This is a genomic window from Variovorax paradoxus, assembly GCF_022009635.1.
Lineage (GTDB): Bacteria > Pseudomonadota > Gammaproteobacteria > Burkholderiales > Burkholderiaceae_C > Variovorax.
The window spans coordinates 5,147,506-5,167,952 of sequence record NZ_CP091716.1; the positions used below are offsets into that span (position 1 = coordinate 5,147,506).

Annotated in this window: 22 protein-coding genes; 9 read left to right on the top strand and 13 right to left on the bottom strand. The window is 68.6% G+C overall.

Annotation, left to right across the window (positions count from 1 at the left end; genetic code table 11):
* Positions 1–24: 24 nt before the first annotated feature.
* Complete coding sequence (locus L3V85_RS23740; protein ID WP_237675146.1) at positions 25–549, bottom strand: gamma carbonic anhydrase family protein; 525 nt, start codon at positions 547–549, stop codon at positions 25–27.
* A 37-nt stretch (positions 550–586) separates the two neighbouring features.
* Here L3V85_RS23740 and L3V85_RS23745 point away from each other — a divergent pair, with 37 nt between their 5' ends.
* Together L3V85_RS23745 and L3V85_RS23750 are read left to right on the top strand one after the other, a co-directional pair.
* Positions 587–1,399: a ferritin-like domain-containing protein gene (locus L3V85_RS23745; protein ID WP_237675147.1), complete on the top strand. Its 813-nt coding sequence runs from the start codon at positions 587–589 to the stop codon at positions 1,397–1,399.
* A complete protein-coding gene (locus L3V85_RS23750) occupies positions 1,396–2,082 on the top strand; it encodes a pentapeptide repeat-containing protein (RefSeq protein ID WP_237675148.1) in 687 nt (228 codons plus the stop codon). The genes L3V85_RS23745 and L3V85_RS23750 overlap by 4 nt, the downstream gene beginning before the upstream one ends.
* Before the next feature lie 9 nt (positions 2,083–2,091).
* Here the strand turns inward: L3V85_RS23750 and L3V85_RS23755 are convergent, their stop codons facing one another.
* The 7 genes from L3V85_RS23755 to L3V85_RS23785 all read right to left on the bottom strand — a co-directional run bounded on the left by L3V85_RS23755 (position 2,092) and on the right by L3V85_RS23785 (position 8,499).
* Complete coding sequence (locus L3V85_RS23755; RefSeq protein ID WP_237675149.1) at positions 2,092–2,571, bottom strand: MaoC family dehydratase; 480 nt, start codon at positions 2,569–2,571, stop codon at positions 2,092–2,094.
* A gap of 38 nt (positions 2,572–2,609) precedes the next feature.
* A complete protein-coding gene (locus L3V85_RS23760) occupies positions 2,610–3,743 on the bottom strand; it encodes a thiolase family protein (protein ID WP_237675150.1) in 1,134 nt (377 codons plus the stop codon).
* A gap of 92 nt (positions 3,744–3,835) precedes the next feature.
* On the bottom strand, positions 3,836–4,423 hold the full coding sequence (locus tag L3V85_RS23765) for a TetR/AcrR family transcriptional regulator (RefSeq protein ID WP_237675151.1): 588 nt from the start codon (positions 4,421–4,423) through the stop codon (positions 3,836–3,838).
* 75 nt (positions 4,424–4,498) lie between these two features.
* Positions 4,499–5,491, bottom strand: a complete 993-nt coding sequence (locus tag L3V85_RS23770) for a Bug family tripartite tricarboxylate transporter substrate binding protein (protein WP_237675152.1) — start codon at positions 5,489–5,491, stop codon at positions 4,499–4,501.
* Positions 5,492–5,525: 34 nt separating this feature from the next.
* Entirely contained in the window at positions 5,526–6,497 is a 972-nt protein-coding gene (locus L3V85_RS23775; RefSeq protein WP_237675153.1) for a Bug family tripartite tricarboxylate transporter substrate binding protein, read from the bottom strand.
* A gap of 41 nt (positions 6,498–6,538) precedes the next feature.
* Positions 6,539–7,450: a site-specific tyrosine recombinase XerD gene (gene xerD / locus L3V85_RS23780; RefSeq protein WP_237675154.1), complete on the bottom strand. Its 912-nt coding sequence runs from the start codon at positions 7,448–7,450 to the stop codon at positions 6,539–6,541.
* A 74-nt stretch (positions 7,451–7,524) separates the two neighbouring features.
* Positions 7,525–8,499 (bottom strand): tripartite tricarboxylate transporter substrate binding protein BugE, encoded by a 975-nt coding sequence (locus L3V85_RS23785; protein ID WP_237675155.1) that lies wholly within the window; start codon positions 8,497–8,499, stop codon positions 7,525–7,527.
* A 117-nt stretch (positions 8,500–8,616) separates the two neighbouring features.
* Here L3V85_RS23785 and L3V85_RS23790 point away from each other — a divergent pair, with 117 nt between their 5' ends.
* Positions 8,617–9,522 carry an AEC family transporter gene (locus tag L3V85_RS23790; protein WP_237675156.1) on the top strand — a complete coding sequence of 302 codons (906 nt, stop codon included), beginning with the start codon at positions 8,617–8,619 and terminating at the stop codon, positions 9,520–9,522.
* A 13-nt stretch (positions 9,523–9,535) separates the two neighbouring features.
* Here L3V85_RS23790 and L3V85_RS23795 read toward each other — a convergent pair whose 3' ends face one another.
* The 4 genes from L3V85_RS23795 to L3V85_RS23810 form a co-directional block, all read right to left on the bottom strand.
* On the bottom strand, positions 9,536–10,990 hold the full coding sequence (locus L3V85_RS23795) for a carotenoid oxygenase family protein (RefSeq protein WP_237675157.1): 1,455 nt from the start codon (positions 10,988–10,990) through the stop codon (positions 9,536–9,538).
* Between the two features lie 21 nt (positions 10,991–11,011).
* A complete protein-coding gene (locus tag L3V85_RS23800; protein WP_237675158.1) occupies positions 11,012–12,055 on the bottom strand; it encodes a MerR family transcriptional regulator in 1,044 nt (347 codons plus the stop codon).
* A 103-nt stretch (positions 12,056–12,158) separates the two neighbouring features.
* The gene (locus L3V85_RS23805) at positions 12,159–12,911 is read right to left on the bottom strand and encodes a sulfite exporter TauE/SafE family protein (protein WP_237675159.1); all 753 of its coding nucleotides are present in this window, start codon (positions 12,909–12,911) and stop codon (positions 12,159–12,161) included.
* Positions 12,912–12,951: 40 nt separating this feature from the next.
* Positions 12,952–14,205, bottom strand: a complete 1,254-nt coding sequence (locus tag L3V85_RS23810; protein WP_237675160.1) for an MFS transporter — start codon at positions 14,203–14,205, stop codon at positions 12,952–12,954.
* An 89-nt stretch (positions 14,206–14,294) separates the two neighbouring features.
* Between L3V85_RS23810 and L3V85_RS23815 the strand changes: the two genes are divergently transcribed.
* The 4 genes from L3V85_RS23815 to L3V85_RS23830 all read left to right on the top strand — a co-directional run bounded on the left by L3V85_RS23815 (position 14,295) and on the right by L3V85_RS23830 (position 17,505).
* Entirely contained in the window at positions 14,295–15,167 is an 873-nt protein-coding gene (locus L3V85_RS23815; RefSeq protein ID WP_237675161.1) for an AraC family transcriptional regulator, read from the top strand.
* 58 nt (positions 15,168–15,225) lie between these two features.
* Complete coding sequence (locus L3V85_RS23820) at positions 15,226–15,960, top strand: phosphatase PAP2 family protein (RefSeq protein ID WP_237675162.1); 735 nt, start codon at positions 15,226–15,228, stop codon at positions 15,958–15,960.
* Between the two features lie 97 nt (positions 15,961–16,057).
* On the top strand, positions 16,058–16,300 hold the full coding sequence (locus tag L3V85_RS23825) for an acyl carrier protein (protein WP_198085867.1): 243 nt from the start codon (positions 16,058–16,060) through the stop codon (positions 16,298–16,300).
* Entirely contained in the window at positions 16,297–17,505 is a 1,209-nt protein-coding gene (locus L3V85_RS23830; protein WP_237675163.1) for a beta-ketoacyl-[acyl-carrier-protein] synthase family protein, read from the top strand. The genes L3V85_RS23825 and L3V85_RS23830 overlap by 4 nt, the downstream gene beginning before the upstream one ends.
* Here the strand turns inward: L3V85_RS23830 and L3V85_RS23835 are convergent.
* Positions 17,502–18,389: a LysR substrate-binding domain-containing protein gene (locus L3V85_RS23835; protein WP_237675164.1), complete on the bottom strand. Its 888-nt coding sequence runs from the start codon at positions 18,387–18,389 to the stop codon at positions 17,502–17,504. The genes L3V85_RS23830 and L3V85_RS23835 overlap by 4 nt on opposite strands.
* 140 nt (positions 18,390–18,529) lie before the next feature.
* Here L3V85_RS23835 and L3V85_RS23840 point away from each other — a divergent pair, with 140 nt between their 5' ends.
* The gene (locus L3V85_RS23840) at positions 18,530–19,885 is read left to right on the top strand and encodes a M20/M25/M40 family metallo-hydrolase (RefSeq protein WP_237675165.1); all 1,356 of its coding nucleotides are present in this window, start codon (positions 18,530–18,532) and stop codon (positions 19,883–19,885) included.
* An 87-nt stretch (positions 19,886–19,972) separates the two neighbouring features.
* Positions 19,973–20,425 carry a DUF2501 domain-containing protein gene (locus tag L3V85_RS23845; protein ID WP_237675166.1) on the top strand — a complete coding sequence of 151 codons (453 nt, stop codon included), beginning with the start codon at positions 19,973–19,975 and terminating at the stop codon, positions 20,423–20,425.
* The last annotated feature ends 22 nt before the right edge of the window (positions 20,426–20,447 follow it).

Here is a 20,447-nt window from a genome sequence, read left to right on the forward strand (position 1 = left end):
TCTGTGTGCCTGCGACCGAACCGGTCAGGCGATCTTCTTGAGGCCCTTCGCGAAGCGATGGGCGTTTTCCACATAGTGCTCGGCGCTCTGGCGCAGCCGGGCGGCGGCCGCGTCGTCGAGCGTGCGCACCACCTTGGCCGGCGAGCCGATGATGAGCGAGTTGTCGGGAAACTCCTTGCCCTCGGTCACGACGCTGCCGGCGCCAACGATCGAATTGCGGCCGATCTTCGCGTTATTCAAGACCACGGCCTGGATGCCGATCAGCGAGTTGTCGCCGATGGTGCAGCCGTGCAGCATCACCTGGTGGCCCACGGTGACGTTGTCGCCGATGGTCAGCGGGCAGCCGATGTCGGCATGCAGCACCGACAGGTCCTGGACGTTGCTGTTGCGTCCGATGGTCAGCGTTTCGGTGTCGCCGCGCAGCACGGCGCCGAACCATACGCTCGCGTTGTCGGCCAGCTTGACGTTGCCCATGACCTGCGCGCTGTCGGCCACCCATGTGCCTTCGCCGAGGGTCGGTGCAATGCCGTCCAATTCATAAATCGCCATCGTGGTTGTCTCCGGGGGCAAAACTAGAATTGTAGGGATGCACCCCCGATTGAGCGCGCTGGCCGCGCTTCGCCTGACCGATCCCGAACAGAAGGTGGCTGCAACGCGCGCCATCTCTTTGCACGGCGCTACCGATTCCATAGCAACCGACCCGATCCGCACGCCCGGCGACGACACCGGCGTGCCCGGCCGCCCCGACAGGCCCGTGCGCGTGGCCGCCACCGCCGTGCAAAAGCGTTCGCCGTTCACGCCCGAGGGCCGGGCCGCGCTGATTCATTCGATCTGCCACATCGAGTTCAATGCCATCAATCTCGCGCTCGACGCCGTGTGGCGCTACGACGGCATGCCCGAGGCCTACTACCGCGACTGGCTGCGCGTGGCCGACGAAGAAGCGCTGCACTTCACGCTGCTGCACACGCACCTGCAAGGCATGGGATACCGCTACGGCGACTTCCCCGGCCATGACGGCCTCTGGAACATGTGCGAGAAGACCAAGGACGACGTGCTCGGCCGCATGGCACTGGTGCCGCGCACGCTGGAGGCGCGCGGGCTCGACGCCACGCCGCTGATCCAGGCCAAGCTCAAGCGCGTGAACACGCCCGATGCGCTGGGCGCGGTCGAAATCCTGGACATCATCCTGCGCGACGAGGTGGGCCACGTGGCCATCGGCAACCACTGGTACCGCTGGCTGTGCGAGCGCGCCGGCATCGACCCCGAAGCCACCTACCCGGCACTGGTCGCGCGCTACGACGCGCCGCGCCACAAGCCGCCCTTCAATCTCGAGGCGCGCAGCCGGGCCGGCTTCAGCCCCGAAGAACTGCGCGCGCTGACCGACTCCCGCCCCGAATGACCCGACTGATTTCCGACCAGACCTGGTCACGCCCCGACCTCCTGGCCTGCCTGCAGGAGCGCAGGGATTCCGAGCCGCTGCATTTCGAGCGCTGCGATTTCGACGGAGCCGACCTGTCGCGGCTCGACCTGCGCAGCGTGCAGTTCACGCTCTGCAACTTCGCCGAGGCCTCGTTCGACCGCGCCCTGCTCTCCGACACCCGCTGGGCCGGATGCCGTGCGCGCCAGGCCGACTTTGGCCTGGCCGACCTGACGAACGCACGCTTCCAGGACTGCGACCTCAACAACACCCAGTGGGCGCGCGCCAAGATGGCGTCGGCCTTCTTCAGCGGCGTGAAGCTCACCGGCGCGCACTTCGGCGAAGTGTCGGCGCTGGGCATCGGTTTCAAGGATTCGCTGCTGGTCGACGCGCACCTGCGCGGCATGTCGTTCCGCAAGCAGACGCTGGAGCAACTCGACTTTTCCGAAGCCGATCTTTCGGGCTGCGATTTCCGCGAAGCGGTGTTCGAAGGCGGCAGCCTGCGCAACGCGCACCTGAAGCTCGCGCGCTTCGAAGGCGCGGACCTGCGCGAGGTCGATCTCGGCGGACTGCGGCTCGCGAACGCGGCGCAGTTCAAGGGCGCCACCATCTCGCACCGGCAGGCCGCCTCGCTGGTCGAGGAACTGGGCCTGCGGGTGGTTTGAAACCCCGACTCAGGCCGCCGCGGGCCTGGCGTGCACCACCAGCTTCGGCGTGAAGTGCTGGAGCACCTCGCCGCGCTGATTGAGCGTCTGGCAGCGCATCGTGACCATCGCGCGGCCGGGCTTGGAGCGCGAGGGCACGATGTCGATCACCTCGCCCACCACGTGCAGCACGTCGCCGGGCCGCGTGGGCTGGGGCCACTGCAGCTCGCCGCCCGAGCCGATGATGCCGTCGGCCAGCGGAATGCCGCTTTCGACCAGCAGCTTCATGGTGAGCGCCGCCGTGTGCCAGCCGCTCGCGGCCAGTCCGCCGAAGAAGGTCTTCTTCGCGGCCTCTTCGTCGGTGTGAAATGGCTGCGGGTCGAACTGCCGCGCGAAGGCCTGGATCTGCGCCACGTCCAGCGCATGCTCGCTGCTTCGGAAGCGGTCGCCGACGGACAGGTCTTCGAGGTACAGCTTGGGCCTGGCGCCGGCTTCAGGGGTTGCCGTCATCGGATCTCCTTGGAATTCTTGCCCGCATTCTCGGGCGTTCAGACGCGCTCGAGGATGGTCGCGATGCCCTGCCCGCCGCCGATGCATTGCGTGGCCAGCGCATAGCGCCCCTTCTCACGCGCCAGCAGCGACGCGGCCTTGCCGGTGATGCGCGCGCCGGTCGCGCCCAGCGGATGGCCGATGGCAAGGCCGCCGCCGTCGAGGTTGATCTTCGCCGGGTCCAGGCCCAGGTCGCGGATGCAGGCCAGCGCCTGCGAGGAGAAGGCTTCGTTGATCTCGATCACGTCAAGGTCGGCCACGCTCAGGCCGGCGCGCGCCAGCGCCTTGCGGGTCGCGGGGATCGGGCCGATGCCCATGATGGCCGGGTCGACGCCCACGGTCGCGAACGAGCGGATGCGCGCCAGCGCCTGCAGGCCGTGCTGCGCGGCAAACGCATCGCTGGTGACGAGCACCACGGCCGCGCCGTCGGTCAGCGGCGACGAGGTGCCGGCGGTCACCACGCCGTCGGGGCGGAACGCAGGCTTGAGATTCGCCAGCGCCTCGGCGGAGGTGCTCGGGCGGATGCAGCCATCGGCGTCGACGATGTCGCCCGAGGCGAGCCGCACCGGCACGATCTCGCCGGCCAGCCGGCCTTCGGCACGCGCGGCGGCCGCCTTGCGGTGCGATTCCACGGCAAAGGCTTCCTGGTCGGCGCGGCTCACGTTCCAGCGTCGAGCCACGTTCTCGGCCGTCTCGCCCATCGAGATGTAGGCGTCGGTGTTGGCCAGCAGCTCGGGGCTGGGCGAGAAGTTGAAGCCGCCCTGCGGCACCGCTGTCATCGATTCGACGCCCACGCACAGGAAAGCGTCGCCCATGCCCGCCTCGATCTGCGCGGCGGCAATGTGCACCGCCTGCATCGACGAGCCGCAGAAGCGGTTCACCGTCATGCCGCCCACCTCGTGCGGCAGGCCGGCCAGCAGCCCGACGATGCGCGCGAGATTGTTGCCCTGCGAGGCCTCGGGGTAGGCACAGCCCAGGATGATGTCTTCGAGCAGCGCGGGATCGAGGTCGGTGCGCTGCAGCAGGCCCTTCACCACGCCGGCAGTCAGCGTGTCGGGGCGCACGTCGGCCAGTGCGCCTTTCTTCGCGAAGTGGAAGGGAGAACGGGCATAGGCGGAAATTACTGCTTTCATGAGTGGCTCCAGCAAATACCTACCATCCAATCGGTAGGCTACGAGGTCAAAAAAATAGACACGCCAAGGCGTGCCTGCGTCAGGCCAGGCGGTCAGCCGGGCAATGAACTCCTGAGTTGCGCGATGGCTTCGTCGAACTCGTCCACGCGCCCGGTCATGCGCGCCGACAGCAGCGCGCCCTGGCAGGCCGAGAACACATAGGCGGCCAGCGAAGCGACCGACGCCCCCTTCTTGCGCGCCGGCATCAGCGCGCCCAGCACGCCCGTGAGCCACGTCACCTGGGTGCTGCGCAGTTCGCGCACCGCCTCGCGCAGTTCGTCGTTGATGACGTCCCAGCCCGGCGCCAGCGCACCCGCCGGGCAAATGCCGGAGCCGGCTTTCAGCGTGTTGCGGTACATGCGGAAATACGATTCGAGCGCGTCTTTCGGCTCGCGCTCGCGGGCGGCGTCCCAGTCCTTGAAGCTCTGGGTCGCGGCGCGAATCACCGCGATGCCCAATGCTTCCTTGCTCGGAAAGTGGTGATAGAGGCTGGCCTTGCGCACGCCGACCGCGTCCGCCACGTCCTGGAAGCTGAAGCCCAGGTAGGAGCGGGTTTCGATGAAGCCGCGCGCCACCGCGAGGATCTGCTCGCGGGTGCTGCCGGTGGCGAGGGCGGAGGCGGCTGCTGTGGCGCTGGTCATCTACCTACTATAAGGTAGGGAAAATCGAACCACAAGCGCTGGTGTCTTCCAGGCGTCAGGCGGTTCCGGGAAGGCTCAGTCGGCCTTGATGTTCGCCGCCTTGACGATGCGCCCGTTGCTCTCGAACTCGCTGGCGATTTCCTTCGCGAAGGCTGCCGAGGTGCCGCCGGTCGGCACGTTGTCGGTGGCCGTGAGCTTGGCGCGCAGCTCGGGGCTGGCCAGCGCCTTGTTGATCTCGGCGTTGTACCGTGCGACCAGCGCAGCCGGCGTGGCGGCCGGCGCGAACACGCCGAAGAGCGAGTTGATGTTGGCCGCCTTGTAGCCCAGCTCGCCCAGCGTGGGCACCTGCGGCAGGCTGTCGAGCCGGGCCGGCGCACCCACCGCCAGCGGACGCAGCTTGCCCGACTGGATGTGCGACGACAGGGTCGGGCTCGCGTTGGTCGACAGCACCTCGAACTGTCCGCCGATCGCGTCATTGAGCTGCTGGCCGCCGCCCTTGTACGGCACGTGCGTGATGTCCACGCCCGCCGCCGCATGCAGCTGCTCCAGCACGATGTGGCCCAGCGACGCCGGGCCGGAAGTGGCCCAGCGCACCGCGCCCGGATGCGCCTTGGCATCGTCGATCAGCGCCTTGAAGTCCTTGGCCTTGCTCGCCGGCGTGGCGATCAGCAGCACCGGCGAATACATCACGCTGGCCACGGGCGCCACGTCCTTCAGCGGATCGAAGGGCAGCTTGCCCAGGTGCGGGCTCAGCACCAGCGGGCTGATGGCCGAGAAGCCCAGCGTCGCGCCGTCGGGCGCGGCCTTGGCCACCGCGTCCATGCCGATGGCGCCGCTCGCGCCGGCCCGGTTGTCCACGATCACCGTGATGCCCATCTGCGCCGCGAGGCGGTCGCCCAGCGCCCGCGCGACCACGTCGCTGACGCCGCCCGCCGGATAGGCGACGATGAGCCGCACGGTCTTGGGCACGGCCTGCGCGTAGGCGCCGGAAGCGGCGCAGAGCGCGGCGGCGGCGAGGAGTCGGGTCGCCGTGCGGCGCGATGGCTTCGAGGAAGCGAGGAAATTCATGGTGTCTGTGGATCGGGTCGTCTGCGTGATTGCGTCAGTCCAGCTGCAGCTTGCGCTCCTTGATCAGCCTGGACCACTTCTCATTGTCCGCCTTCACGAAGGCCGCGAACTCGACCGGGCCGAGCGAATGCACCTCGGCGCCCGCCGCGGCGAACTTGGCCTTGATGTCCGGTTGCGCCAGCGCCCGGGCCAGCTCGCCCGACAGCCGGTCGACCACGTCCTTGGGCATGTTCGCTGGCCCCACCAGACCCTGGAAGCCGACCGACTCCATGCCCGCCAGCCCCAGCTCCTTCACCGTCGGCACGTCGGGCAACTGCGGGTCGCGCGCCGGGCCGGTCACGGCCAGCGCCTTGAGCTTGCCGCCCTTGACCTGCGGCAGCAGCACGCTGCCCGCGTCGATGAGGATCTGCGTCTGCCCGCCGATCAGGTCCTGCACCGCCGGCGCGCTGCCCTTGTACGGCACGTGCGTCATGTCGAGCCCCGTCACCTGGTTCATCAGCTCGCCGTTCAGGTGCGTCGAGGTGCCGTTGCCGCCCGAGGCAAAGTTGACCTTGCCCGGCTGCCCCTTGGCCCACGAGACGAACTCCTTGAGGTTCTTCGCCGGATGGTCGGGCCGGGTCACCGCGATATAGCTGCCCTGGCTGATCTGCCCGATGTAGGTGAACTGCCTGATCGGGTCATACGGCGGCTTGCTCTGCAGATAGGGCGCGATGGCGAACGGCCCGGTGTTGGCCAGCAGCAGCGTGTAGCCGTCGGCAGGCTGGCGCGTGAGTTCGGTGGCCGCGATCATGCCGCTCGCGCCGGGCTTGTAGTCGACCACCAGCTGCTGCTTGAGCGCCTCCTGCAGCGGCACCTGCACCGTGCGTGCGGCAAAGTCGATGCCGCCGCCGGGCGGGTAGCCGACGATCAGGCGAATGGGTTTGGCCGTCGGAAAGCCCTGCGCGAATGCGGCGGTGCCAACGGCCAGCAGCGCGGCCGCGACCAGGGTGGTCGTCGTCTTCTTCATGGATCTCGTCTCCTCGTTTTTCTGGAAAAAACCGCGCGCCCTCAGCCGCGCGGGTGGTGCTTCGCGTGAAGCTGCTTCAGGCGCTCGCGCGCCACGTGCGTGTAGATGGTGGTGGTGGAGATGTCCGCATGCCCCAGCAGCAACTGCACCGCGCGCAGATCGACCCCGTGGTTCAGCAGGTGCGTGGCGAAGGCATGGCGCAGCGTGTGCGGCGACAGCGGCACGTGGATGCCCGCCGCGGTCGCGTGCTTCTTCACGATGATCCAGAACATCACGCGTGTCATGCCCGCGCCGCGCGCGGTCACGAACAGGTCGGGCGTCTGCTGGCCGTCAAGAATCGCGGGGCGCGATTCCTCCAGGTAGCGCTCGATCCAGCGCCGCGCCTCGCCGCCGAAGGGCACCAGCCGCTCCTTGCTGCCCTTGCCCAGCACGCGCAGCACGCCGTCGTTCAGGCTCATGTCGATGGCCTTGAGCGCCACCAGCTCGCTCACGCGCAGGCCGCTCGCGTACATCAGTTCCAGCATCGCGCGGTCGCGCAGGCCCAGCGGCGATTCGACATCGGGCGCGGCCAGCAGGTCGTCCACCTGCTTCTCCGACAGCGTCTTGATGGCGCGCGGCATCTGGCGCGCGGGCATGAGCCGGATGCTCGGGTCGGCCGCGATGCGCCGCTCGCGCAGCGCCCAGCGGTAGTAGCGCTTGAACACCGTGAGCCGGCGGTTGGCCGACGTCGCCTTGCCCCTGTTGCTGAGCCGCGCGCCCATGTAGGCCTGCAGGTCGGTCTCTTTCGCGGTGCCGAGCGTGGCGCCGCCGCTGTGCTCGCCCAGCCACTGGGCGAACAGCGCGAGATCGCGGCGGTAGGCGGCCAGCGTGTTCTTCGACAACCCGTCCTCGAGCCAGAGGGCGTCGATGAAGTCGTCGATGTCGGGTGTGGGTGCGGCGGCGGCCTCGGTCATGCGATGCAAGATAGCAAAAAAGAAAAAGCCGCCCGGGGCGCGGGCGGCTTTCGTCGAAAGAAAGAAAACCCGGCTCAGTCGAGCTTGAGGTTCTGCTTCTTCACCACTTCCTTGTAGACCTCGTACTCGGCCTTGATCTGCGCGGCGAACTGCTCGGGTGTGTTGGCCACGATCAGCGAGCCCGTGTCCTCGATGCGCTTGCGCACCGCCGGCTCTTCCACCGACTTCTTCACGCCGGCGCTGATCTTCTCGACCACTTCCTTCGGCAGGCCCTTGGGGCCGAGGATGCCGTAATAGGCCATGCGGTTCACCGGCTCCAGGCCCACTTCCTTGAAGGTCGGCACGTTGGGCAGCGCGGCCAGGCGCTGGGGCGCCGACACCACGATCGGGATCAGCCGACCGCTGGTGATGAAGGGCATGGCCGAGGGAATGTTGTCGAACATGATCGGCACCTGGCCGGCCACCACGTCGTTCAGCGCCGGGCCCGCGCCGCGGTACGGGATGTGCGTGACGAAGGTGTTGGTCAGGCTCTTGTACAGCTCCATCAGCAGGTGGCCGATGCCGCCCGTGCCCGACGAGGCGTACGAATACTTGCCCGGGTTCTTCTTCAGCTCGGCCACGAACTCGGCGTAGTTCTTGGCCGGGAAGCTCGGGTTCACCGCGATGATGTTCGGCGTGGCCGCGATGTTGATGATCGGCGTGAAGTCGTTGATCGGGTCGTACGGCGTCTTCGGGTTGATGGCCGGGTTGGCCGCCGTGCTCGACACCGTGGCGATGCCGAGCTTGTAGCCGTCGGGCGTGGCGCGAGCCGTTTCGGCCGCGCCCACGATGCCGCCGCCACCCGCACGGTTGACCACCACCACCGGCTGGCCCAGCACCTTGCCCAGCGGGTCGGAGATCACGCGCGCCACGATGTCGGTCGTGCCGCCCGGTGCGAAGGGCACGCTCAGCTCGACGGGCTTGCTGGGGTATCCCTGCGCAAAGCTCGGGCCCGCTACCGCGACCAGCGCGGCGGCGCCCACCAGAGCGCTCCATTGACGACGTTGCATCGAAAACTCCTTGACTTGACTTTGATGTCGAAAAAACGAAAGCCCGGATGCTAGCGGCTCACGGGCCGCATCCGTGCTGTGGATTACCCATGGTCCGTCCGGTTTATCCTCGACGCGGTGAACTATGCGCAGCTGCTCTTCCCCGACTTTTCCCTCATCGCCATCGGCTGGCTCCTGTGCCGCTACACCGCCCTCGACCGCCGCGTGTGGGACCAGGTCGAGAGCCTGGTTTACTACTTTCTTTTTCCAGTGCTGCTGTTCCACTCGATCGTGCGCAGCCCGCTGGACTTCGGTGCCACGTCGAACCTGCTGATCGCGGGCCTGTGCATCGGCGCGGTCGGCATCGCGCTGGCCTACGCCCTGCCCTTCGTGCCCGGCATCGGCTCGCACATCGACCGCCGCGACCACGCGGCCAGCGCCCAGGTCGCGTTCCGCTTCAACTCCTTCATCTGCCTCGCATTGGCCGAGCGGCTCGCGGGCTCCGAAGGCCTGCTGCTCATTGCCGTGCTGATCGGCGTGTGCGTGCCGATCTTCAACATCGCGGCCGTGTGGCCGATGACGCGGCATGCGCAGACCGGCTTCGTGCAGCAACTGGTGCGCAACCCGCTGATCGTCGCGACGGTGGCCGGGCTGCTGGCCAATGTGCTGGGACTCACCGTGCCGAACTGGGCCACGCCGACGCTCACGCGCATCGGCGCCGCATCGCTTGCGCTGGGCCTGCTGGCCGCGGGCGCGGGCATGAAGTTCTCCACGCTGGGCACCGGCAAGATGCTGGCGGTGTCGATACTGGCCATACGGCACTTGATCCTGCCGCTGGTCGCCTGGGGCCTCGCGCTGGCGTTGCGGCTCGATGCGATGCAGGCTTCGGTGCTGATGGCTTTTTCTGCCGTGCCCACCGCGTCCAGCGCGTATGTGCTGGCTGCGCGGATGGGCTACAACGGACCTTATGTGGCGGGGCTGGTGACGCTGTCGACCTTGCTCGGGGTGCTGAGCCTGCCGTTCGCGCTTGCGCTGCCGCGATAGCGTCCCTTCGAGGTCAGGCGTTGGGACGCCAGTTGCCGTGAAAGCCGAACGGCACGCGGTGCGGCAGCCGCGCGACGGCGACAGGCGCGGCGCCCAGATCGCAGGCATCGAGCACAAGCAGGTCGCTGCGTTTCTCGCGCTCGCGCCAGGCCACGGCCAGCAGCCAGCCGTCGCCTTCGGCGGCATCCGCCGAGCGCGGCACGAACACCGGTTCCGACATCACGTCGCCGGCCGGCAGCGTGTGGATGCTGCGCTCGCCCGTGTCGAAGTCGAAGCGCGCCAGACTGTCGAACAGAACGCTTTCGGCATCGCCGCGTGCGCGTGCCGTCGCGTGGCATGTGTAGAAGCCATACCTGTTGCGGCGGCCCGCATGGCGCTCGTCGATGCGCGGGAACTCGGCCACGAGGTCGTCGAGATACTCGCGCCGGAACCCGGTGCCCGGGCTGGCCAGATCGAAAGTCCACCGGCACAGGCGCGCCGCCATCGCATGCGGGTCGCCCGGCCGGCCCTCCGAATCGGGCAGGCCCGGCGCGGTGTCCGACTGCATCACGAAGGCGACGATGGAGTCGCCGTCGTCCCAGGCGTTCATGACGTGGAACACATGGCAGGCGTCGGCCTCGAACCAGCGCATCGAGCCGGCGTCGGCGCCCCGGCGCATCACGCCGACATGCGTGCGCTTGTCCGCGTCCCATGCGAGCAGCGGCTTGCCGCGCATCGCGCGCTCGACGCTGGTCGTGAGCGGCATGACGGGGAAAAGCACGTGCCCGCGCGTCACCATGAAGTCGTGCGCCATGCTGGCGTAAGGCGCGGTGAACGACTGGAGCTCAGTGATTTCGCACGCGCTGTCCATCACGCCGTAGAGCATGCCGGGCGTGCCCGGGCCTTCGGGCGAATAGGCGAAGAAGTGCAGCTCGCCGGTTTCGGGGTCGATCTTGGGGTGCGCGGTGCAGCGTGCCGTCAGGCGCTCGCCGAAGCTCTGGTGCCCCTTCGAGGCCAGCGTGAGCGCATCCAGCTCGAAGGGCTGGTGCGACTCCTCGAGCGCGAACAGCCGGCCGCCGTGCCACAGCATGCTGGTGTTGGCCGTGCCGCTGTTTCGGCCCAGGGCGGCGGGGTCGCTGGTCGCGGGGTTGCCGAAAGATCCGAACAGCGCACGCCCGGCCTCGTTCTCGAGCTGCCACTTCGGCGTGCGGGCCCAACGGTTGCTGTACGAGACCTTGCCGCCATCGACATGGAACGCATGCACCATGCCGTCGCCGGAAAACCAGTGGTAGTTGTCGTCGCGCGGCGCGTACTGCGGGCTCGGGCCGACGCGGTAGAGCGTGCCCGACAGTTCGGGCGGGATCGCGCCGACGACGTCGAGCGCCGCGATGTCGTGCTCCTGCGTCAGCGCCGCGTAGTTGCCGCTGAAGAAATAGGCGTTGCCGGCCTGCGTTGCTGCGGCCGATGTTGTTGTCGTTGCTGCGGTCACTGTGTCCTTGGGGTCGTTCGTTCAATGGGAAAGGGGTGTGGCGAGCTGCGCGATGGCGCGCTCGACATAGGCCGCGAGCGGCGCGTCGATGCCCGAGCCGGTGCGCAATGCGGGGTCGGTGCTGAACGCGTGTTGCAGCTTCGACTGCAGCGCGGCGTCGCCGCCGGCCTTCGCGAGCGACAGCGCCCGCCAGCGCGTCGCCAAAGCGCGCATCGCCGGCGCTTCGGGCGCGGCGCGCTGCAGCATCTGCTCGCGCACTTCGGCGATGAGCGGGGGCCATGCGTCGGTCTGCTCGACGTAATGCCTTGCGAGCAACGCCATCTCTTCTGCGCTGCAATAAGGCGCGTAGAGCTGCAGCCGCGCCCAGGCCATCGCATGCGAGATGAACTTCATGCCCGCCCGGTCGACGCCGGTCAGTGAATGCAACGCCGGCTCGTTCCAGTGCATGGTGTAGAGCTTGATGAGCAGGGCTTCGTCGCCGCCGGCCTCTTCGAGCAGCAGTTCGATCCAGCGCCGCGCCAGGATTTGCGCCTCGGTGCTTTCAGGCGACGCGCCGGAAGCGACCAGTGCGTGGAGGGTGGACGTCAGCGCCGCCCGCTCGGGCGCGACCGCTTCGGCCAACCCGTCGCGCCCGGCATTGAGCCTGCCGAGTTCGTCGTCGCTGAAATACTTGCCGCCCGCGACCATGCTTTCGAGCGCCACGAGCCAGTCGTCGATGGCGGGTTCCTGGCTGGCCTGCAGTTGCCCCTGCAAGGCCAGCAAGTGCGAGCGCAGCGCCGAGGCTCGTGCGATCTCGCGCTCGAGCTGCGACACCTGTTGCGCAACGATTTCCGACAGCCCGCCGCTCGCGTTGTCGCCCAGCAGTCCATGGACTTCCGCCAGCGACAGATCGAGCCGCCGCAGCGCCTGGATGCGGTAGAGCCGCGCGACGTCCTTGCGGTCGTAGAGGCGGTAGCCGCCGCTCGATCTTTCGGACGGCACCAGCAGGCCGATATCGTCATAGTGACGCAGTGCGCGCACGGTCAGCCCGGTGCGCCGGGCGAGTTCGCCGATCTTCAGAAACATGCCTTCCCTCTCCAAGTTGAAGGCATCGTAGACCGTGCCGCAACGAGAGGGTCAAGCGCAAATTCGAAGAAAAACGGGGTGCCTTTTCACACCCCTCGCGGCGTCAGGAACGCTGCAATATCGCCGGCACGGCCGACGCCAGCATCGCCACGCCCGAAGCGGTCAGCAGGCTCAGCACCAGCTTGCGGAACGCCGCCTCGCTGATGCCCACATAGAGCCGAGCCCCCAGCAACACCGGCACCGCGACGGCCAGCGCCACCACCCCCAGCAGTGGAACGGTGGAGCGCTCGATGCTGCCGCTCGCCAGGTGGATGGCGAACGCCACCGCCAGCATCGACAGGTTGAAGTTCTGGATCACCGCGCGTTGCGTGTCGCGCTGGAATCCGCGTAAGGTGCACCAGAGCGTGGGAATGGTCCCCGAGAAGCCGCCGATGCCGGCCATCACGCCACCGATGGTGCCGGCCACCCCGTCGGCCACGCGCCCTCCGAACGACACCTTCGGCAGGTGCTGCGACATCAGCATGGCCGGGCACCACAGCACCAGCAGCACGCCCAGGCAGAGCTTGAAGACGACAAGATCGAGATGAGGCAGCAGCCAGACGCCGAACGGCACCCCGACCAGCCCGCCGATCACGAAGGGCCAGAGCACGCGCTTGTCGAAGGCGCGGCGCACCGTGAGCGCCGCGATCACCTGCCCGGTGAGGGCGCCAAACAGCGCAAGCAGCGCGGCCAGCTGCGGCTCCAGGGTCCAGGCCCACACCGACATGGCCACCAGGCCGAACGCAAAGCCGGACAGGCCCTGCACGAAACCCGCCAGCACTGCGCCGGCGATCACTGACACATACAAGGCTTGCATGCGGCCGATGATATCGGCCGTCGTTCAAGCAGGCAGGGGCTCAGGCGGAAGCCGGCACCAGCGCCGTGCGGCGCACCCGGCGCACGTTGAACGCGCTGGCAATCAGCACGCCCTGCACCAGCGCCAGCCCGACGATGACGCTCGTGTACTGCCCATGGTCCATCAGCCGGCCGAACACCAGCGGCGCCACGGCCTGCCCGATGTCCAGGCCCGCGTACACCACACCGTAGACGCGGCCGGTGGCGTTGGGCGGGGTCGACTTCTTCACCAGCAAATCGCGCGAGGGACCGGCTACGCCGGAGACGAAACCCATCATGCCGAACAGCACCGGCACCACGATCGGCGGGAAGCTCGCGAAGGCCAGCACCAGCGCCAGCGCCGCGGCCACGCCGAAGCCCGCGCCCACGATGCGCTCGCAGCGCGACGGGTCCGAAGCCAGGAAGCCGCCCACCACCATGCCGGCCGCGCTGGCCACCATGTAGACCGTGAGGCACACCGCCACCAGCGCCACCGGCACCGCGTGCAGATGGCCCGCGGCCACCGGCGCGAAGGTCTGCACCACGCTGATCACGGCGGCATAGAAGAAGAAGAAACCGAAGCACATCCACACCGCGGGAATGCGCAGGAAGTCGAACTCGCCGCCGGCGGGCGCGGATTCGCCCTGCCCGGTGGCCTTGTGCACCGCCGCCGCGTCGAGCGACAGCACGCTGCGGTAGACCCACAGCACCAGCAGCACCACGATGGCCACGGCGCCAGCCGACGCCAGCGCCACGCGCCACGAATACGCCATGGCGATCGGCACCACGAAGGCCGGGGCCAGCGCCCAGCCCAGGCTGCCGGTGATGCCGTGCACGCTGTAGGCATGGCCCAGCCGCGTGGGCGCGACCTTGCGGTTGAACAGCGTGTAGTCGACCGGGTGGAACACGCCGTTGCCGATGCCGCCGATCACCGCGCACACCAGCAGCATCCAGTAGCTCTGCGCCGTCGCATAGCCGAAGGCCGCGAGCCCCAGTCCGCCCAGCCCGACGAACAGCACCGGGCGCGGGCCCAGCTTGTCGACGATGAAGCCCGAGGCCGCCTGCACGATGCACGAGACCACGAAGAACACCGTGAGCACCGCGCCCAGCTCGACGTAGCTCACGTTGAACGCGTCCTTCAGCCAGGGGAACAGCGGCGCCAGGATGAGCTGGCTGAAATGGCTGACCGCATGGGCCAGGCCGACCAGCCCGATCAGCTTGGCGTCGGTGCGCAAGGTGGTGGCGGGTGGAACGGCGGCGGAAGATGAAGAGGACATGGATTGCTACAAAAAACCGGGGCGGGCTCCGATCCTATGCGGCGGGGACGCGGCAGAATGGCGATACAGCGACAACATTTGTCGAAACCATGCCAAGCGCCGCCTCCCCCGCTGCCTCTTCTTCTTTCGCGACTGCTCCCGCCACAGCGCCGGCCAACAGCGTCGGTCCGCTCACGCCGCACCTCTACGCCCCCGACGCGGTGCGACCGCTGCGCGCCAAGGAACATTTCCTGAGCGCCGACACGCTGGTCGAGCTGCACGAGCATCCGTGGCCGCAGCTCACCTTCTCCACGCGCGGCGTGATCCGCCTGAGCACGCAGGACGGCAGCTACATCGTGCCGCCCTCGCGCGCGCTCTGGGTGCCGGCCAACATGCCGCACAGCATCACGCTGATCGAGGACGCGGAGCTGCGCACCGTGTACCTGCATGCCTGGATCGCTCCCACCTGGGAAAAGTGCGAAGTGCTGGAGATCAGCCCGCTGCTGCGCGCGCTGATGCTCGCGCTCGACACCACGCCCGACGGCCTGCCGCCGGCCGATCCGCACGCGCCGCAGCGCGAACGCATGATCGCGCCGCTGCTGGTCGACGAGGTCGAGCGTGCCACCCAGATCCGCATCGACGTGCCGCTGCCCGCGGACAAGCGCCTGCGCCAGCTCTGCGAGGTGCTGCTGCGCAACCCGGCCGACCGCGCCACGCTGGCCGAGCGCGCCGCCACCATCGGCGCCAGCGAGCGCACGGTGGCGCGCCTGTTCCGCGACCAGCTCGGCATGAGCTGGCAGCAATGGCGCCAGCAGGCCGTGATGGCCCATGCCCTGCCGCTGCTGGCGCGCGGCATGGCCGTGAGCCAAGTGGCGGCCGCCAGCGGCTATGCCACCGACAGCGCGTTCTGCGCCATGTTCAAGGCGGCGACCGGCCGCTCGCCGACCTCGTTCCAGCACCGCAAGCGCGCCGCGGCCACCTGAGCCGGCGGGGCATCGCGGGGCGGGTCACCCCGCTCTGGCAAGATCGGCGACCGACACCATGCACTCACCGATCCCCCTGCAGCTGGCGCCCGAAACCCGGACGCCGACCTGGACCGCCGACATCTGGCTGCGCGTGCGTCGCCATTTCCTGCTGAAGGCGGTCGGCACCACGGCCTTCACCTGGCTGTTCTTCATCGGCTACTTCCACCTGCTTCGCAACCCGTCGTTCCCGGTCACGGTGATGCCGCTGACGCCGCTGGACCACCTCATTCCATTCCAGCCCTATGCGCTGGGCGCCTACCTGTCGCTGTGGTTCTATGTCGGCATCGCGCCGGGGCTGCAGCTCACCTTCCGCGAGCTGGTGGTGTACGGGCTGTGGATCGGCGGGCTGTGCATCACAGGGCTGGGGCTCTTCTACTTCTGGCCGACGCAGATTCCGCCGCTGTCCATCGACGTGACCGGCTTCCCCGGGTTTGCGATGCTCCAGGGCGTGGACGCCGCGGGCAACGCCTGCCCTTCGATGCACGTGGCGGTGGCCATCTTCACCGCCATTCGCATCGAGCATGTGTTGCGCGAAACCCGCACACCGGCCCTGTGGCGCCTGCTGAACTGGGCCTGGTTCGCGGCCATTGCCTATTCGACGCTGGCCGTCAAGCAGCACGTGGTGCTCGACGTGGCGGCGGGCGCCCTGCTGGGCGTGGCGTTCGCCCTGCCTTCGCTGTACTGGCGGCCGGGGAAGCGTTTCCGAGGGGATTCCCCTCACGTGGGAGCGGATATCATTGGTCATCACTGACCACAACAGCCCGAATTGAGGAAGGGATCGATCCAATGGCATGCCCTCCACGGGTGGCAATCGATCAGCGGCAGCACATGACGACAGGCATCGCACGATGAGTTCGCTGAAGGAATTGCAGGACCTGATCCACGAGAAGTACGGCATCGAACCGTCGAAGCTCGACCCCCACGCCTCGATGCGGGAAACCGGCGGACTCGATTCGCTGGCGCTCGCCGAATTCCTGTTCGCCATCGAAGACCACTTCGGCATCACCATGCCCGACGAGGACGCGAACATCGACACCCTGGCCGACCTCGCGGTGCTGGTCGACAAGGTCCGGGCAGCGAAGGCAGCGTGAACCACGAGGTCGCCGTCACAGGTCTGGGCGTCGTGGCGCCGCACGGCGACTCGCCGGGCGCGCTGTTCGAGGCCCTGCTGCAGGGCCGCTCGGCCATCCAGCCCGTCTTTCCCGAACTGCCCAAGCCGGCCGCCGCGGCCACCGTTGCCTTCGACGAGACGCGCTGGTTCACCAAGCTGCAGCTCGCGGGCGTCGACCGCGTGAGCCAGCTGGCCGTGGCCGCCGCCGACCTAGCCATGCGCGACGCGGGCTTGGCCGCGGGCGATGCCGACCCCGAACGCATCGGCGTCTTCGCGGGTTGCGGCATGGGCGGCGCGGCGGCGCTCGAAGCTGCCTACCGCGGCAACGGCCGCGTGTCGCCGCTCACCATTCCGGCCTTCATGCCCAATGCGCCGGCCGCCCACGTGGCCATGCGCCAGGGGGTGCAGGGCCCGGTGCTCACCTACTCGGTCGCCTGCGCTTCGTCGGCTGCCGCCATTGCCGAGGCGGCCAAGGCGGTGCAGCGCGGCGAGGTCGACATCGCCATTGCCGGCGGCAGCGAAGCGCTGATCGTGCCGGGCGTGGTGCTGGCCTGGCAGGCGATGCAGACGCTGGCCACCTTCCAGCCCGGCGAAGCGGCCGGCGCGGTGCGACCTTTCGCCACCGACCGCAGCGGCTTCGTGCTGGGCGAAGGCGCGGCCTTTTTGATTCTCGAATCCGCCGAGCGCGCCCGCGCCCGGGGTGCCCGCAGCTACGCCACGCTGGCCGGCTGGGGCCTGAGCAGCGACGCCACCCACCTCACCAAGCCCGACGCTCCCGGTCAGGCCCGCGCGCTGCGCGCCGCGCTGCGGCAGGCCGGCCTGCAGCCGCGCGACGTGGGCTATTGCAATGCCCACGGCACGGCCACGCGCATCGGCGACGTGGTCGAGCGCAACGCACTGGCCGACGTGTGGGGCGGCGACCTCGACACCCTGCGCGTGAGTTCGACCAAGGCGCTGCACGGCCACATGCTGGGCGCGGCGGGCGCGCTCGAAGCGCTCATTACAGTGCTGGCATTGCACGAGCGGCAGTTGCCACCCAATGCGAACTGCGCGGAAATCGACCCGGCCTGCAGCCTGAACCTGGTGCAGCCGGAGGACACGGCGGCACCCTCGCTCGAGGCGGCCGTCAGCAATTCCTTCGCCTTCGGCGGCACCAATTCCGTGCTGCTGTTCCGCCGAGCCTAGGCCGCGGCCGCAAGAAGCCATTCGACGAAGGCGCCGACCAGCGCGTCGTCGGTACGGCTGGGCGCCACGAACACGCTGTAGCCCCGGCTCGACGGCACCCGCTCCGGGCAGGCCAGCACCAGTTCGCCCGAGCGCAGTTCGCGCTCGATGAAGTACTCCGGCACCAGCCCCACGCCCAGGTCGGCGCGCACCGCCGCGACCAGCGACGAGAACAGGTCGAAACGGTGCCCCGCCACCAGGTTTTCGGGCGCACGCGCATTCGCCGCATGCCCGAACCATTCTTCCCAGGCCCCCATGCGGGTGCGCAGGTGCAGCAGCGGCGCGGCGCGGAAATCGCCGCGCGCCATCGCCGCCCGGCCTTTCGCCTTTGGCGAGCACACCACCACGCACGGCTCGCCCATGAGCGGCAGCGCGTTGGCGCCTGGCCACACCGCGTCGTCGTACTGCACGCCGACGTCGAAGGGCAGGTCCTCCATGTAGAGATGCGTCGGAAACACCTGAAGGTGCAGGCTGCAGCCCGGATGCTGCGCGATGAACTCGGGCAGCCGCGGCGTGAGCCAGCCTTCGGCCAGCACCGGCACCGCGCCCACCAGCAGGCGCAGGCCGTCGGTGCGCTGCGCCATCGCCTCCAACGTGTGGTTCTGCAGCCGCAGCAGGTCGCCGGAAATCTGGCCGTGGTAGCGCCGCCCCGGCTCGGTCAGTTCGGTGCCGCGCGCGGTGCGCTGCACCAGCCGCACGCCGATCTGCGACTCCAGCAGCCGCAGCTGCTGGCTCACCGCGCTGTGGGTGAGGCACAGCTCCTCGGCGGCCTTGCCCACGCCGTGATGGCGGGCCACCGCATCGAAGATCAGCAGCGCGCGGGTGCTGGGAATGTGGCGGCGCATGGGGCTTTCGTTAGAAAAACTGACAACGTGGAAGATTAAACCAGAGCACGCGCCTAGCACAGCCGCAAGAATCGCTGACGACGCCGCGTCGGCGGCGCCGCTTCTTCCATCGGTTTTTCTTTCAAGGACAGTCCCGCACCATGCCTCGCCCTGTGTCTCTTCGCCTCGCCCCGCTCGTCCTCGCCCTGGCGTCCGCCGCCGCCGGCCTCGCGCATGCCCAGACCGGCTCGGTCGCGGCCACGCCCGCGCAGGTACGGCCCGAAGTCGACAAGGCCTACACGCAGCTGATGGCGTCGCCGCAGATCCAGAAGCTGCTCGACGCGGTGAAGGCCGACCATGCGCGCTCGGTGGAAGACCTGAAGATGCTCACCGAGATCGAAGCGCCTCCGTTCAAGGAGCAGAAGCGCGCCGAGGCTTTCCTCGCGCGCATGAAGGCAGTCGGCCTCACGGACGCGAAGATCGACGCCGAAGGCAACGTGGTCGGCCTGCGCAAGGGCACGGGCAACGGGCCGAAGCTGCTGATCTCGGCCCACCTCGACACCGTGTTCCCCGCCGGCACCGACGTGAAGGTGAAGGAGCGCGACGGCAAGCTCTACGCCCCCGGCATCTCCGACGACACGCGCGGCTTGTCGGTACTGCTGTCGTGGCTCAAGGTGCTGAACGACAACAAGATCCAGACCGTGGGCGACCTGCTCATCGTGGGCAACGTCGGCGAGGAAGAGCTGGGCAACCTGCGCGGCATGAAAGCCATCTTCCGAGACAACCTCGACATCGACGGCATGGTCGGCCTCGAGCCCGCGCCCGAGGGCACGGTGCTGATGCTCGGCACCGGCAGCCACCGCTACGAAGTGACCTTCAAGGGCCCGGGCGGCCACAGCTTCGGCGCGTTCGGGCAGGTGCCCAGCGCCATCCACGGCATGGGCCGCGCCATCGCCAAGATCGCCGACATCCGCACGCCGAGCTTCCCGAAGACGACGTTCACCGTGGGCACGGTGGGCGGCGGTACTTCGGTCAACACCATCGCGCCCGACGCGCGCATGGCGGTCGACATCCGCTCCGACGAAATGGCGCCGCTGCTGGAGACCGAGAAGAAGATCCTCACGGCCATCGACGAGGCCGTGGTCGAGGAGAACAAGCGCTGGAACGTGAACACGCTGAGCGTGAGCACCAAGCTCATCGGCGACCGCCCGGGCGGCCGCACGCAGTCGGACACGGTGATCGTCGAGGCGGCCACGCGCTCGAACGCGGCCTTCGGCCACAAGACGCTGCTGACCGGCGCGAGCACCGACGCGAACGTGCCGATGTCGCTGGGCATCCCGGCCATCATCATCGGCGGCGGCGGCAAGACGGGCGGCTTCCACGCGCTTTCCGAGTGGATCGACGTGACCGACGGCTGGAAGGGCGCGCAGAACTCGCTGGTGACGGTGCTGGGGCTGGTCGGCGTGCAGGGCACGAGCACCCCGCTGCTCGAAAAGCGCCCGCCCCGCGCGAAGTAAAACGGGCGCGTGCCAGGGGCCTCGCCCCTGGGAGTCTCCGGTATGCTGATGGCCGCTTTCCATCACGCTTACCGACAGGAGGACACCATGCACGCCCGTTCCACCCTCATCGCCCTGGCACTGCTCGCGGCAGGAGCCTCGGCGCAAGCCAACAACCTGCTCGACCAGTTGAAGGAAAAGGCCGGCGAGGCCGCCAGCGCCAACACGCAAGGCGGCACCGGCGGGTCGGCACTCGGCGACCTGGGCAGCAACCTGGGCTTCAAGATGCCCGCCATCGGCTCCAGCACCATCGGCAACGCGGCCGGGGTGCTGCAGTACTGCGTCAAGAACAACTACCTGGGCGGCGACGCGGCTTCGGTGAAAGACAAGCTGCTCGCCAAGATCACCGGCCAGAAGCCCCAGGAGACCGGCTTCGCCAACGGCGCGAAGGGCCTGCTCAAGGGCGGCGACGGCCAGACGCTGAACTTCAAGGTGCTGTCGTCCAAGCTCAAGACCAAGGCCTGCGACTACGTCTTGAAGAACGCGACTTCGCTGATCTAGGCGCGCCCCCATGCTTCACGCA

Coding starts and splice junctions, on each gene's coding strand:
- L3V85_RS23800 (WP_237675158.1), bottom strand. CDS start 12,055: ATGTTTCTGAAGATCGGCGAACTCGCCCGGCGCACCGGGCTGACCGTG.
- L3V85_RS23840 (WP_237675165.1), top strand. CDS start 18,530: ATGCCTCGCCCTGTGTCTCTTCGCCTCGCCCCGCTCGTCCTCGCCCTG.
- L3V85_RS23820 (WP_237675162.1), top strand. CDS start 15,226: ATGCACTCACCGATCCCCCTGCAGCTGGCGCCCGAAACCCGGACGCCG.
- L3V85_RS23805 (WP_237675159.1), bottom strand. CDS start 12,911: ATGCAAGCCTTGTATGTGTCAGTGATCGCCGGCGCAGTGCTGGCGGGT.
- L3V85_RS23815 (WP_237675161.1), top strand. CDS start 14,295: ATGCCAAGCGCCGCCTCCCCCGCTGCCTCTTCTTCTTTCGCGACTGCT.
- L3V85_RS23835 (WP_237675164.1), bottom strand. CDS start 18,389: ATGCGCCGCCACATTCCCAGCACCCGCGCGCTGCTGATCTTCGATGCG.
- L3V85_RS23740 (WP_237675146.1), bottom strand. CDS start 549: ATGGCGATTTATGAATTGGACGGCATTGCACCGACCCTCGGCGAAGGC.
- L3V85_RS23765 (WP_237675151.1), bottom strand. CDS start 4,423: ATGACCAGCGCCACAGCAGCCGCCTCCGCCCTCGCCACCGGCAGCACC.
- L3V85_RS23810 (WP_237675160.1), bottom strand. CDS start 14,205: ATGTCCTCTTCATCTTCCGCCGCCGTTCCACCCGCCACCACCTTGCGC.
- L3V85_RS23760 (WP_237675150.1), bottom strand. CDS start 3,743: ATGAAAGCAGTAATTTCCGCCTATGCCCGTTCTCCCTTCCACTTCGCG.
- L3V85_RS23825 (WP_198085867.1), top strand. CDS start 16,058: ATGAGTTCGCTGAAGGAATTGCAGGACCTGATCCACGAGAAGTACGGC.
- xerD (WP_237675154.1), bottom strand. CDS start 7,450: ATGACCGAGGCCGCCGCCGCACCCACACCCGACATCGACGACTTCATC.
- L3V85_RS23845 (WP_237675166.1), top strand. CDS start 19,973: ATGCACGCCCGTTCCACCCTCATCGCCCTGGCACTGCTCGCGGCAGGA.
- L3V85_RS23785 (WP_237675155.1), bottom strand. CDS start 8,499: ATGCAACGTCGTCAATGGAGCGCTCTGGTGGGCGCCGCCGCGCTGGTC.
- L3V85_RS23750 (WP_237675148.1), top strand. CDS start 1,396: ATGACCCGACTGATTTCCGACCAGACCTGGTCACGCCCCGACCTCCTG.
- L3V85_RS23770 (WP_237675152.1), bottom strand. CDS start 5,491: ATGAATTTCCTCGCTTCCTCGAAGCCATCGCGCCGCACGGCGACCCGA.
- L3V85_RS23755 (WP_237675149.1), bottom strand. CDS start 2,571: ATGACGGCAACCCCTGAAGCCGGCGCCAGGCCCAAGCTGTACCTCGAA.
- L3V85_RS23775 (WP_237675153.1), bottom strand. CDS start 6,497: ATGAAGAAGACGACGACCACCCTGGTCGCGGCCGCGCTGCTGGCCGTT.
- L3V85_RS23745 (WP_237675147.1), top strand. CDS start 587: ATGCACCCCCGATTGAGCGCGCTGGCCGCGCTTCGCCTGACCGATCCC.